The sequence below is a fragment of the Burkholderia diffusa genome, assembly GCF_001718315.1.
Taxonomy (GTDB): domain Bacteria; phylum Pseudomonadota; class Gammaproteobacteria; order Burkholderiales; family Burkholderiaceae; genus Burkholderia; species Burkholderia diffusa_B.
Window position 1 is genome coordinate 1,570,989 of the sequence record NZ_CP013363.1, and the last position, 12,599, is coordinate 1,583,587.

Genomic DNA, 12,599 nt, shown 5'->3' on the forward strand with positions numbered 1-12,599 from the left:
GCCCCGTCTCAGCGCTTGATCTTCGCGAGCGGCGAATCCGGCGGATACGTCGGCGTGATGGGCTTCGGCGAACCGAGCATCACGCACATCAGCGCGTCTTCCTCGCCGATATTGATTTCCGTGCGGTACACGCCGGGCGGCACCGAGATCAGGTCGCGCTCGCCGAGGATCGCTTCCCAGGTCTCGCCGTCGCGCTCGCAGATCACCTTCATCTTGCCGCGCAACACGAAGAAGATTTCCTCGACGTCGATGTGGATGTGGCTCGGGCCGATGTTGCCGGCCGGGATGACCATCGTCGAAAACGTGAAGTTGCCGGCCGGCACCGTGTTGACGTCCTTCGCGACGCCCGTGCCGCCCGTGCCGACGTAACGCATTTGCGCACGGCGATACTTCGGGTCGTAGTCGGCCTGGAACTTCAGCGCGTCCCAGTCGTAGCGGCGCGTCGCGTAGCGCGCGACACGCCCTTCCATCCAGTCGCCGAAGCTTGCGCCTTCCGGCTGGTCCCACGACTTGCGTTCGAGATCTGCGTCCGCCATCGTCCTCTCCTTCATTCAGAGTGAAAACTTCAATTCAATTCATTACGAAGCCGCCGTTGACCGGCAGCAGTTGACCCGTCACGAAGCGCGCGCCGTCCGACAGCAGGAACAGCACGGGGCCCGTCACGTCGTCGGGCACCTGCGCGCGCGTCAGCGCGCGGCCCTGCATGTAGAACGCGTGCCGTTCCGCCGGCACGTAGGCCGTCGCCTCGACTTCGGTGAGACCCGGCGCGATCGCATTGACCGTCACGCCGTGCGCGCCGAACTCGCGCGCCTGCGCATGCGTCATCGCGATCACGGCGCCCTTGCTGGCGACGTATGCGAGCAGCTTCGGCGCGCCCCAGAGCGCGGTGTCCGATGCGAGGTTGACGATCGCGCCGCGGCCCGATTGCGCGAGATGCGGCAGTGCCGCGTTGCTGACGAGCCACACGCCGCGCACGTTCACGTTCATCACGGCATCCCAGGTCGACACGTCGAGTTCCGTCGACAACTTGCCGCCCGAGTTCGTGATGGCCGCGTTGTTGATCAGCGCGTCGATGCCGCCGAGCGCCGCCGCGCCTTGCGCGACGAATGCGTCGATGCTCGCCGGATCGGCCAGGTCGAGCGCGAAGAAGTGCGCGGTGTGGCCGGCTTGCGCGAGTTGCGCGGCCAGCGCTCGGCCCTCCTCGACGAGCACGTCGCCGAACGCGACCTGCGCCCCGGCGGCGACCAGCGCCTTCACGAACGCCTCGCCGAGACCGCGCGCGCCGCCCGTCACGAGCACACGGCGCCCCGTCAGCGACACCACCGGCGCGAACTCAGCCATTCGTGGACTCCGCCGCGGCTTGCGCCGCACGGTGAGCGTCGAGCGCGGACAGATGTTCCTGCGCGCGCTGGCGCAGCATCCGGCGCACGCGCGTGATGCCGACGTCGTGCTGGTACAGGTATTCGTGATCGCGCGCGTGCGGCGCGAGGCTTTCGAGGACGTAGCGGTCCTGCTCGAGCACGTCCCAGTGCAGGCCTTCGAGGCGGTTGCGGTACATGAAGCGCCACACGTCGCGCTGCCAGCCGCTGACCTTGCGGGTGCGCCAGAAATAGACCTGGCAGTTGTCGCCGTCGACCGGCGTCGCGAAGCCGATGATCCCGAAGTTGCCGCCCGGACCGAACTTCTGCTTGTACGGAATCGCGAGACGCATCCACAGGCAGCCCGTTTCGCCGAGCTCGACCCAGTCGAAGTTCACGTCGCGCTGGCCGATCTTCTCGAACATCAGGCCGGTTTCCGTCTTGCGCACGCGCATCTCGGCCTGCTTGTCGCCTTCGGCCATCGAGTGCGACGTCGCGTGCAGGTACGCGCCGTGCATCGGGTCCATCACGTTGTCGATCGCGTACTGGTAATTGCACTTCCAGTTCGATACGCACAGGAAGTGGCCGTATTCGTCGGCGACCAGTTCTTCCGGCAGGTTCAGCGGCGCCGGTTCGCCATGCGCTTCATCGCCGAACCACAGGAAGATCGCGCCGGCCTTCTCTTCGACCGGATACGACTTCACGCACTTCATGCCTTCGAGCGGACAGTTCGAGACGGCCGGCACGCGGGCGACGGTGCCGCCGCCGTCGACCTCGATGCCGTGATACCAGCAGGCGATGTTGCCGCCGAGGTTCCAGCCGAGCGACAGGCGCGCGCCGCGGTGCGGACAACGATCCTCCAGCGCGTGGACCTTCCCCTCGTGATCGCGCCACAGCACGATCTGCTCGGACAGGCGCGTCAGGCCGACGGGCGCGTTGGACACCTGCCAGCTCGGGGCTACGGGATACCAGTAGTTCTTGATGCCGCGATCGAGGTACTCGCGGACCGGGTCGTGTTGGGCTTCGTGTTGTGCGGGGGACGTCATCAGTGTGCTCCGGATGCGGTTGTCGTCGGGTCGGCGGTCACGCGGCGCGCGCGCTCATTCCGCCAGCGAGGCCATTTCGGCGCGGAAGCGCTCGGCCGTCCACGCGGTGCCGTCCGGCGCGCGGAAGCCGATGCGGTTCAGACCCGCGACGACATCGTCCAGCTCGGTCGCGCCGCTCTCGAACACGCGTTCGAGCGCATCGCCAAGGTCGTTTTCATATTGGGTCGGCTCGGCCTTGCGGTTCTGCCAGATCCGGTTCTCGACCTGGCCCGGGATCTCGATCTGCCCCTTGCCGGCGACGTTGTTCGGCTGCGGCGCCACCCACGGCTTCAGGAAGGGATTGAAGTTGACGGTCGCTTCTTTCATGTCATTCCACCTTGATCTGGATTTCCTCGCCGGCCAGCCGCACCGCGTACTGCTTCAGCGCGCGCCCGCCCGGGCCCTTCAGGCATTCGCCCGTCTTGATGTCGAACACGGCCTCGTGCAGCGGGCATTCGACGGTGCCTTCGTCGACGAACCCCTGCGTCAGCAGCGCGTACGCATGCGGACACACGTTCTCGAGCGCATACACCTCGTCGCCGACGCGGTAGATCCCGATTTCGACGCCGTCGGTCCGCTTGAACTCGATCGGCGTGTCTTCCGACAGCGCGCCGGCGTGCCCGGCGCAAACCCATTGTTCAGACATCTCACACCCTTCCTTCTGATCGACTCTCGGTTCGCTCCGGATTTGTTCCATATCCGGAACAGCAGTTTATGGATGGTGATTATAGGAGCGACTTTCCATGAGTAAAACAAAAAGCTGCATGTCATAGGGAAAACACCGACCGCCAGGTCGACGGCCGGCGCCGCACCCCGTGTCGAATGTGATTTCTTGTTTCACGGCGGGGATTTAAGTCTGTTTTTCAGAACGCTCGAAGCCGTGTTGCGGATCGTCCTCAAGCTCATCCGGCCCGATAAATTTATTTTTGATACTTTGCGCGCCCCCTCTATACTCCATTCCATCAGAGGCACATTGTTCCTTATATGGAACACAAAAGATGCCCGCCCGGTGGTGAAGAAAGCGCGCGACGGCCGGCCGTCCTCGTGCCCGCCGCCACGGCACGTTTCTCATCAGGTTTGGAGAGTCAGGAGATCAAATGGTCAAGCACGCGGTAGCAGCAGCAATCATCGGAATGGGCGCGGCGTCGGGCGCCTGGGCGCAGAGCAGCGTGACGCTGTACGGCAGCATGGATGCCGGCGTCGCCTATGTGAACAACGTCGGCGGTCATGCGAAATGGGCGATGATCCAGGGCAACACGCAGCCCGACCGGTGGGGCCTGAAAGGCAAGGAAGACCTCGGCGGCGGCCTGTCGGCGATCTTCCAGCTCGAAAACGGCTTCTATACGAACAACGGGCAATTCGCGACCGCGAACACGATCTGGAATCGCGCGGCGTTCGTCGGCCTCAGTTCCGACCGCTACGGCACGCTGACGCTCGGCCGGCAAACGCCGCTGACGTTCGACTATCTCGATCCGCTCAGCACCGCGTATCTCGCGATGAGCTGGTATGCGTTCCATCCGGGCAACATCGACGGGCTCGCCGCGACCGGCAACGTGCCGTACAACAACGCGGTCAAGTACCGTTCGCCGAGCTTCGCCGGCTTCTCGGCCGCGGCGACGATGGCGCTCGGCAACACGACGAACTTCTCGACCGGCAAGTCCGTCGGTGTCGCGCTGAACTATGCGAACGGGCCGTTCAAGGCATCGGCCGTCTACTCGAACGAGCACGACCGCGCGATCCTGATCGGCCAGACGGGCATCACGTCGTTCCAGGGGCAAAACACCGCCAACGGCTACCTCGCGAACAAGGTCGAGAACATCGGCGCGGGCGCGTCGTACCAGTTCGGCGACTTCCTCGTGCACGGCCTCTACACGCGCGTGAAGATGCAGTCGAACGGGTTTTCCGACACGTTCCAGAGCTACGACGCGGGTGTGAACTACCGCAGCAGCGCGTTCAACACGATCGCGGGCGGCGCGGCGACCACGACGCTGGCCGGCCGCCGCTGGACGCAGGTCGAGCTCGGCGACATCTATTCGCTGTCCAAGCGCACGCAGCTGTACGCGAACGTGCTGTACGAGCATGGTTCGGGCGGCGCGAAGGCCGCGTTCTTCACGGCCGGTGTGTCGAGCACCGCGAACCAGGTGGTCGTGCTGGCCGGCATCCACCATTCGTTCTGAGCGGCGACGGGCGCATGCGCCCGGGGCCGGAAACGACAAGAGCAGCCCGCGGGCTGCTCTTTTTCATTGGCGCTGGATGAATGAAGCCGCACGATGCGGCTTGTGCGACGAATCAGAACATCGCGACCCGATGACGCGCGTGCGCGAACGTCGGATCGCTTTCGAGCGGCCGGTAATTCAGGCGTTGCGACAGATCGACCGCCGCACCGCACACTGCTTCGACGAGCCGCTCCTTTTCGCCGGCCTCGCCGATCTCGGAGCGCGGCACCGTCGCGGTGACCGCCGCGACGATCGCGCCCGAATGATCCCGCACGGGCGCGGTCACGGCCGAGATGCCGCTCTCGAACGCGGCCTCGCTGACCGCGTAGCCGAGCCGCGCGTAGTGACGCACGCGCTCGTACAGCTCGTCGACGGTGCCCGGCGTGCGTTCGGTGAACTGTTCGAGCCGTTTTTCCGGATAAAGCTGACGCAACGCGTCGCGCGTGAGGTCACCCATCAGCACGTGCCCGTGCACGGTCGCGTGCGCGGGCAGCCGCGTGCCGACATGCACCTTCACCGAGCCGAACATCGACGTGTTGCTCTGCGCCTTCGCGACGAACACGACATCGCGCTGGTCGCGGATCAACAGGTGTGTCGACAGGCCCGTCGCGTCGCGCAGCCGTTCGAGCACGGGCGTGCCGAGATCGGTCAGTTCGAGCGAATTCAGGTATTCGAAGCCAAGCCGCAGCACGCCGACGCCGAGCCGGAAATAACGGTCGCCGTTCACGCGCTCGAGAAAGCCGAGCGCCTCGAGCGTCTGCAGCAGGCGGAAGGTGGTCGTGCGCGGGATGCCGATGCGCTTCGACAGCTCGGGCGCGCCGAGCACCGGCTCGCGCGCGGAGAATTCGGCGAGAATCCGCAGCCCGCGTTCGAGGCCCGGGACCAGATACGACGACGCGCCGCCGGACGATTCGTCGTCGCCCGCGCCGTGCTTCGACGCGTCGTGGCCGGCGTCGTCGCCCGCTGTCGCGCGCGGCACGCTTGCCGGCTTCGCCGGTGGTTTCGATGCGCCGCTCATCGTTGTCTTGGCCATGTGCGCATGGACGGAAAGGAATCGTTCACGAGGTACCAGCGATGACTGATTATCGAATTTCGACCGGGCAGGATCAACAGGATCCGGCGGATGTGGCCGGCACAATGCACCGACTGAATAGCCTGGCGCGATTGGAAGGATAGCAGCGATAGACAGGGCTGCCCACCGGAACATGCCCGGTCGCGACATCTGCGGCGCGGCCCCCATCATGCCGCGCCGCCGCGCATCGGGCATCGGACGCCGTGTATCAGTCCGAGAGGGTCACTTCGACTCGGCGGTTCCTGGCGCGGCCGTCTGGCGTACCGTTATCCGCCAGCGGATCGGTGTCGCCCTTTCCGACCACACCGATATGCTGCGCAGGCACCCCGGCTGCGACGAGGATTTGCGCAACTTGCCGGGCTCGCGCTTCGGAAAGCGCCTGATTGAAACCGGAACGCGCCTGGCTGGCCTTCACACTATCCGTGTATCCGGTCACGAGTATGTTCGAGCCCTCGCCCGACGCCACGATTTCCCTGCCGACGGCTGCCACGATGGACGCGGCCCACGGCGCCACCGCCGCATCGCCGGGCCCGAACATGCCGCCGAGCCGAAGCGTCAACGCGCGTCGCCCGGTACCGGCGATCAACTCGACGTTGCCGGCGGCGATTTCATCGCGAAGGCGCGCGGACAGACTGCCGGCCCGCAGATCGAGCGACGACACCGGCGGACGTGCACGCTTCGCGCGGACCCAATGATCCACCGCGGCATAGCCGCCGGCCCCCGCCAGCAACGCGGCGACGAGTCCTCCGACGATTCGCAGTCGCGACCGACGCACACGTACCGGCCGCACCCACGGATCGACCGCCCGCGCCCGCGTGCGAACCGTGTCGGCGACTGGATCGAAGCATAAGCCGCCCGTCACCACCGCGTCATGCACGCACTCGCGAATGTGCTGCAAGCGCTGCCGGCCGCCGCTTTCATGGCGGTATCGGCCGCAGAAACCGAGATCGAGGATATTCTGGAACACCTCGATCAGATCGAGATGCTCGCGCGGGCTGCGCATCGCTTCGTCAATCAGCCGGAAGACACGGTCGCCGCCCTGCCGATCGTGTCCGAATGCCGCTGCCAAGCCATTCGTCTGCCACTCGACGCCGGCTGCATCGCCTCGCCCCCATTTCGTCTGCATCGCAGCTTCGTCGAGCGCGGAGCACAGGCTGTACCCCGCATGCTTGACGTGGTCGGCCCGCAGTCGAAGCTCGCTGCAGACGCGCATGAACAGCCGGAGCTCCTGCTCCAGCCACTGACGCCGCCGAGCGACGGCCGCCGCGTCAAGCGTGTCGGGCGTTTCGGCCAGCGCGCTCAACAGGACACGCGCGGCCTCGAGCAATGGATTGACCGCCTGCTCCGCCGCCTTGACGCGCGCGGCGAACGGCGGCGACACCGGCGCGCCGATGCGGTTTTGTGAATGCATGGTCGAATTCGTCACGTCGATCCGTCCTCCCGTCTCAACGAGCAGTGTTGCGCGGCATATCCGGCAGCATGCCGCGCGGCAATCCCGGTGGCGGGCCGCTATCGGCCAGGTTGAAGACCGGCATCGACGACGGGCAGCGGAACGTTCTCATCAAGTCGCTCGTCAGCGGGTTCGCCACGCTTCCCGCTCTTGCAATGTCGAGCACGGCCTTGCGGCCGTCGAACTCGAACGCCACGCGGGTGCGTCCCGGTGTGGCCGTTTCCGCTACGCGCCCCTTCGAAAGCAGGCGCATCAGCGCCCACGGCCCGTCGGTCGCAACCGTCGACGTATCGGGCCGGATTCGCGGGCTCGCCGTGATCTCGGCGTGAACGCCGCCGCGCGGCCCGGGCCACGTCACCGTGAAAGGCGCCACCGGGCCGTGCCGATAGAGCGACGTCTGCCCGTCGATGTCCAGCGACAGGCCCGTGATCGTCGGATCGAGTTCCGGAATCCTGATCTCGGCTTTCCAGTTCATCTGCTTGTGGCCCGGATCGTCGAAGAAGATGTCACGAATTGCCTTCGCCCGTTCGAACGGCTCGAGATCCGGCCCCTGCACGGGTTCGGTCGCGCCCGGCAGCGTCCTGTAGCGCCACGGCTTCGCAGATGTGTCGACGAACGGCGCCAGCGTCTTCACAAAGAAGTCGTCGATCGTGCCACCCTGCGCGAACACACGCGTGAAGTCGTCGATGCCGACGTCGCGGGTGCTGTCGGGTGCGAACGGATAATTGCCTTCGATTGCGAGCCGGCACGTATCACCGACCACCGCCTGCATCTGACGCGACAGCAACTGACCGATGCCCTGGTTGACTTCGCGCGAACCGTCCGCGGCAAGTTGCAACAGCACGGCTCGAAACGGCGCCGGCATCGTGTCGGCCGCCATCTTCACCTTTGCCGCCGTGTCGCTCGCCGGCGGCATGCTGTTGTTCGACAGCGCGTTGTCGGAAACCGTGAGCGCCGTGTAGTAATCGTTGAGCAGATTGGCGATGCCATCGAGTCCCGTCTTGCCCACCTGGCCGGCCGTCGCCCGCGTGCTGCCCTGCGCATCGGCGCTCCCGGTCACGACCTCGCGCAGCGCCGCGAAGCGGCTGTCGACCAGTTCGCGCTCGACGCGCTCCGACGCCCGGATGCCGAGCGCCTTGTCAGCCTTCTGGTTGATCTGGTCGGCCGCCTTCTGAAGGAACGAGCCGTCCGCACCGGCGAGCGGCTGCGTCAACGTCGTCTCGCGAATCGCCGCACGCGTCAGGCGCGCGAGCGGCGAGTCCGGCGCCGCGAAACTGCGCAGCACCTGGAGCGTGAACGCGAGGCTCGTGCCGCTCACCGTGCGGATATCGCCGAGAAACGCCTCCCACTGCTGCGCGTATTCCATCAGGTACTCCCGGCGCACGGCATCGGTCAGTGCATCGTCTGCCCCGACTACGGTCGTCACGATTTCAGCCGTTTTTTTTTGAGCCTCGCCTAGATACGAGCGCCCCATCACCCACGCATCGTCGTCACGCGCGATCTGCACGAACTCCGGCAGACGCTTGTCGAACAAGTCGCGGTAACCGTCGAACGTGAAGAGACCCGGCACGCCGCGCGACAACGGGGCACCACTCGCCCGCGTGAACACCGTGCCGGCCTGCGGACCGACCGCGCGCAGCAGCGTGAACTCGTCTGGCGCCGCCTTCAGCATCGCGACTTTCGCGCGCTGATAGAGCCGATCGGTTGCGTTGCTCCCGTCGAGAAACTCACGCGCCTGCTGGATCAGCGCATCGTTGCGAATCAGCGTCGATTGCACGACACGCTCCCCGGAGAACAGTTGCTCCACGTGACCGATCATCGACGCGCGGCCGCCGAAGATGGCCGCACTGTCGGTCTTCGCCCAGTCGTCCAGCACCCATGATTTCACGTCGGACGCATCGAATTTCGCCTTGTCGTACAGCATCAGGTAGACGCGCAGCGCGTCGTAAGCCGCTTTCGAATCCTTCTGCGCAATCGCGCCTGACATGACCTCCTCCATCCGGTGCACGATCTGCGGCAGGAGCAGGTTGTCTTCCAGTACATCGTAGGCCCGGCGACTCTCCGCCGCGATAGCCGGCGCCGCGTACAGACCATAGCGCCAGGCACCGTCGGGGCGAGACAGATCCAGGTTCGGGAAAGTCGGCAGGTCGCGTGCCTCCGTCAGCGCATCGGGCACGGCTTCCGGCTTCGGCGCCTTGTACAGCGCGGCGATGCGGGTCGTGAGCGCCTGCACCTTGCCGCCGATCGCTTCCAGGTAGTCGCTGTTGTGGCCGAAGCTCAAGCGCAAGCCCAGTGCGAGCCACGCGAACAGCAGCAACGCAAGCGCATGACCGATCAGGCGCAGCAGGCGATAGCGGTATTCCCAGCGCAGGTTGGGGCTGACGAGATGCGCTTCCGGGAATATGACGCGCGTCAGGACGTCGTGCAGGAAGAAACTCTGGTTGCTCTCCGGGCGTTCGGACGCAACAGATGTGCGTGCCTGCGCCGATGCCAGACGTTGCACAATCGTGCTGCGCTCGGCCACGATCTCGCTGCCGCGTTGCTGTGCGCTCGTGAAGTAGATGCCTCGCAACGTCGAGTGCAATTGCGTGTCGTCGAAGCGCGAATCGAGAAAGACGCGGTCGATCAGGTCGACAAGCGGTGCGATCAAAGCGGCGAACTCGTCGGGCAATGCGGCAAGCTGCTGTCGCTTGCGGATATCGTATTCGTCCTGCAGGCGCGTATCGATCGATCCGGCGAGCCGTTGCGCAAGCCGCGAAAGCTCGCCATGGCAACGTGCGCGCAGTCCTTCCTTCGCGACCGTCTCCTTGCCGAACGGAAGCGTGAAGCCCCACGCCTGTGAACGCCCCTCCGCCGTCAGCGCACCGAAATACTCGGTAAATCCCGTCAGACGATCCAGCTTCGTGACGAGCACGTAGACGGGGAATCGGATACCCAGTTCTTTCCGCAATTCGGCAAGGCGCGCCCTCAGCGCGGCCGCTTCCGCAAGGCGAACCTGTTCGTCGGCGCTCGCCAGCGTGGCGAGATCGACCGCCAGGAGCGCACCGTTGATCGGCGCACGCGGACGATGCCGGCGCAGCATGCCGAGAAAGCCGAGCCATTCGGCCTGGTCGACGGTTTTCCGGAGCAAGGCCATCGTCGCCGCCGCATTTGAGGACGACGTCGGCGCGGATTCTGCGGCAACGGCTTTCGCCTCGTCGGCTGGCGCGTCGCCCTTCGGTCCATCGCTTGCGGCATCCTTGGTCGCTTCACTGGTTGGGGTCTTCTCCATTTGCGCCACGGCCGGAATTTCGATATCCGCGGTCGTGGACGATCCATGCAGCGTGTAATACCCAGCCGTATCGATCAGCACCGCATCGTTGGTCAGCCACCAGTCCACCGGCGCCGCGTCGGTCGCCCGGGCTCCGGCTGCACGCTGCATCTGCTCCGCGACCGGGAATGACAGGCCGCCGTTGAGCAATGCACTTGTCTTCCCTGCTCCGGTAGAACCGAGCGTGATGTACCACGGTAACTCGTACAGATGGCGCTTGCCCTGGAACAGTCTGCCCGGCCCGCGCGCGCCGGTGCGCATCGATTTCAGGCGCGTCAGCGCACTCGTCACGATCCCTTCGACGATCCGCAGACGGGGAGCCGCAGGCGATGCCTCCTTCTTGCTGCCGAAGTGCAGCATCTTTTTCAGGAAGTCGTCGTCGTCGCGCATTTTCCGCAACAGCCGGAACAACCCGTAGCCGACGAACACAGTCAACACCAGCGCAATCGCGATCCATCTGGGCGCCTCGGGCTCGAAGGGCGTCGCATGTCCGAAAGTCAACAGCGGCGTGGCGTACCAGATCAGCAGGCAAAGCAGCGCGACGAACACGACGCTCGTCGGTTTCGCAGCAAGCCAGAGCAACACGCCAGCGAGCAGCAGCGCAATCAGAAGAACGCGCATGCCGGCTCCGGCCAGTGGCCTGAGCCCGCCGAACGCGACGAACGGCCCGACGAACCAGATCACCAGCGCGACGACGATCAGCGCAACGAATGCGAGGAACTGGCGCGAGGCCAGAAACGACAGGAACTTCTTCATTTGTTATCCCGGAAACGGATCTGGCTTAACGCGCGACGACGATCTCGACGCGGCGGTTCTGCGCGCGCCCCTGCGCGGTGCGGTTGTCGCCAACCGGGTCGGCATCGCCCTTACCGGTCGCTTCGAGACGATTCGCCGGCACGCCTGCTGTCTGGAGCGATTGCATGACCTGGGTGGCCCGCTCTTCTGAAAGCGCCTGATTCGATGCAAAGTGGCGGCTTCGGATCGGCACGCTGTCGGTGTAGCCGAGGACGGTAACCTTGCCCGGCACCTTGGCGATTTCAGCGGCGATCTTCTCGATCAACGGATTCATCGAATCTTGAACCGCTGCGCCGCCGGGCTTGAACATCGCGTCGCCGCGGAACGTTACGGTGCTGTGTTTTGCGTCTTCGCTTACGCTCACCGTGCCTGCGGCGATCTCGTTTTTGAGCAGTTGTTTCAGATGGAGTTGCGGCGCGGGCGGTGGGGGCGGCGGGGTCAGGTTTCCGATCGCTGCGATCTGCTTCTGAAGCGCCGCGCCACGGGTCGACAGTTCGTATTTGAACCAGCCGAACAGACCGAGCAGGATCGTCGACAAAACGGCTACCGTGATCCACACGGGGAAATCGTAGAAGGACAGGCGCTTGCCCTTCGCATTCGATTGCCAATGCGGCGAGAGCGTCAGTGGCACCGGATCGCGTTGCGACGTGATCTCGTTGTAGAGCCGCTGGCGAATCGCATCGTGTTTGCGCTTTCCGTCGCTTCCGCCCCGGTAGCGCCCTTCGAAGCCCAGACTGAGAATCCGGTAAATGACTTCCAGCAGATTCAGATGATCCCGAGCATCCTCCAGCAACCGGCCGATCAGCAAATAGATCTTGTCGCCGCCGTGACGATCCTCATGGAAAGTGCTCGCAAGACCGCCTTTGATCCATTCGATGCCTGAGGCTTCGCTCATACCCCATTCCGTCTGCATCGCAGCCTCATCGAGTGCGGTACAGAGGCAGTAGCGAGCGCCGATCATGTGATCGCGGCGAATGTTGGCCTGCTCGCACAGTTTCTGGAAAATCCGCATCTCCTGTTCGAGGAGCGAGCGCAGCATGGCGATAGCGTCTTTCGACGCGAGCTCTTTCGGCATATCAGCCTGTGCGCGCAACAACACGCGAGCCGCTTCGAGCAATGGGTTTCGCGCCGCGTTCACGGCAGCCAGCCGCTGTGCGAACGGTTCTGACGGCGGTATCTCCCGCCGCGGCTCCGAGCCACCTGCCGCAGTCTCGACCGCCGCCCTGATCGTGTTTGATGTCGTCGATTCCGTTGCCTTGTCGACAGCCGGATCCGACACATCGAACGTCAGGCTTTCGCCTGCTTTTGCCATG

10 protein-coding genes are annotated in these 12,599 nt (G+C 65.1%); 1 reads left to right on the forward strand and 9 read right to left on the reverse strand.

What is annotated here, in order from left to right; genetic code table 11:
* Nucleotides 1–8: 8 nt before the first annotated feature.
* From WI26_RS22290 to WI26_RS22310, 5 genes are read right to left on the reverse strand one after another with little or no spacing between them, the layout of a single operon-like run.
* A complete protein-coding gene (locus WI26_RS22290; RefSeq protein WP_009692519.1) occupies nt 9–536 on the reverse strand; it encodes a cupin domain-containing protein in 528 nt (175 codons plus the stop codon).
* 34 nt (nt 537–570) lie between these two features.
* On the reverse strand, nt 571–1,341 hold the full coding sequence (locus WI26_RS22295; protein ID WP_069227216.1) for an SDR family oxidoreductase: 771 nt from the start codon (nt 1,339–1,341) through the stop codon (nt 571–573).
* Complete coding sequence (locus WI26_RS22300) at nt 1,334–2,404, reverse strand: aromatic ring-hydroxylating oxygenase subunit alpha (RefSeq protein WP_069227217.1); 1,071 nt, start codon at nt 2,402–2,404, stop codon at nt 1,334–1,336. The genes WI26_RS22295 and WI26_RS22300 overlap by 8 nt, the downstream gene beginning before the upstream one ends.
* A 54-nt stretch (nt 2,405–2,458) precedes the next feature.
* Nucleotides 2,459–2,770 carry a recombinase-like helix-turn-helix domain-containing protein gene (locus WI26_RS22305; protein ID WP_039321045.1) on the reverse strand — a complete coding sequence of 104 codons (312 nt, stop codon included), beginning with the start codon at nt 2,768–2,770 and terminating at the stop codon, nt 2,459–2,461.
* Nucleotide 2,771: 1 nt separating this feature from the next.
* The gene (locus tag WI26_RS22310; protein ID WP_006758060.1) at nt 2,772–3,089 is read right to left on the reverse strand and encodes a non-heme iron oxygenase ferredoxin subunit; all 318 of its coding nucleotides are present in this window, start codon (nt 3,087–3,089) and stop codon (nt 2,772–2,774) included.
* Nucleotides 3,090–3,540: 451 nt separating this feature from the next.
* Between WI26_RS22310 and WI26_RS22315 the strand changes: the two genes are divergently transcribed.
* Nucleotides 3,541–4,620 carry a porin gene (locus WI26_RS22315; RefSeq protein ID WP_059464602.1) on the forward strand — a complete coding sequence of 360 codons (1,080 nt, stop codon included), beginning with the start codon at nt 3,541–3,543 and terminating at the stop codon, nt 4,618–4,620.
* Nucleotides 4,621–4,732: 112 nt separating this feature from the next.
* Here the strand turns inward: WI26_RS22315 and WI26_RS22320 are convergent, their stop codons facing one another.
* From WI26_RS22320 to tssL, 4 genes are all read right to left on the reverse strand, one after another.
* Entirely contained in the window at nt 4,733–5,692 is a 960-nt protein-coding gene (locus WI26_RS22320; RefSeq protein ID WP_069227218.1) for an IclR family transcriptional regulator, read from the reverse strand.
* Nucleotides 5,693–5,939: 247 nt separating this feature from the next.
* On the reverse strand, nt 5,940–7,157 hold the full coding sequence (icmH, locus tag WI26_RS22325; protein ID WP_420480786.1) for a type IVB secretion system protein IcmH/DotU: 1,218 nt from the start codon (nt 7,155–7,157) through the stop codon (nt 5,940–5,942).
* 19 nt (nt 7,158–7,176) lie between these two features.
* Nucleotides 7,177–11,247, reverse strand: coding sequence for a type VI secretion system membrane subunit TssM (tssM, locus tag WI26_RS22330; RefSeq protein ID WP_069227220.1), 4,071 nt, complete (start codon nt 11,245–11,247; stop codon nt 7,177–7,179).
* Nucleotides 11,248–11,272: 25 nt separating this feature from the next.
* The gene (tssL, locus tag WI26_RS22335; protein ID WP_081334315.1) at nt 11,273–12,598 is read right to left on the reverse strand and encodes a type VI secretion system protein TssL, long form; all 1,326 of its coding nucleotides are present in this window, start codon (nt 12,596–12,598) and stop codon (nt 11,273–11,275) included.
* Nucleotide 12,599: the final 1 nt, after the last annotated feature.

Coding starts and splice junctions, on each gene's coding strand:
- WI26_RS22290 (WP_009692519.1), bottom strand. CDS start 536: ATGGCGGACGCAGATCTCGAACGCAAGTCGTGGGACCAGCCGGAAGGC.
- WI26_RS22295 (WP_069227216.1), bottom strand. CDS start 1,341: ATGGCTGAGTTCGCGCCGGTGGTGTCGCTGACGGGGCGCCGTGTGCTC.
- WI26_RS22300 (WP_069227217.1), bottom strand. CDS start 2,404: ATGACGTCCCCCGCACAACACGAAGCCCAACACGACCCGGTCCGCGAG.
- WI26_RS22305 (WP_039321045.1), bottom strand. CDS start 2,770: ATGAAAGAAGCGACCGTCAACTTCAATCCCTTCCTGAAGCCGTGGGTG.
- WI26_RS22310 (WP_006758060.1), bottom strand. CDS start 3,089: ATGTCTGAACAATGGGTTTGCGCCGGGCACGCCGGCGCGCTGTCGGAA.
- WI26_RS22315 (WP_059464602.1), top strand. CDS start 3,541: ATGGTCAAGCACGCGGTAGCAGCAGCAATCATCGGAATGGGCGCGGCG.
- WI26_RS22320 (WP_069227218.1), bottom strand. CDS start 5,692: ATGGCCAAGACAACGATGAGCGGCGCATCGAAACCACCGGCGAAGCCG.
- tssM (WP_069227220.1), bottom strand. CDS start 11,247: ATGAAGAAGTTCCTGTCGTTTCTGGCCTCGCGCCAGTTCCTCGCATTC.
- tssL (WP_081334315.1), bottom strand. CDS start 12,598: ATGGCAAAAGCAGGCGAAAGCCTGACGTTCGATGTGTCGGATCCGGCT.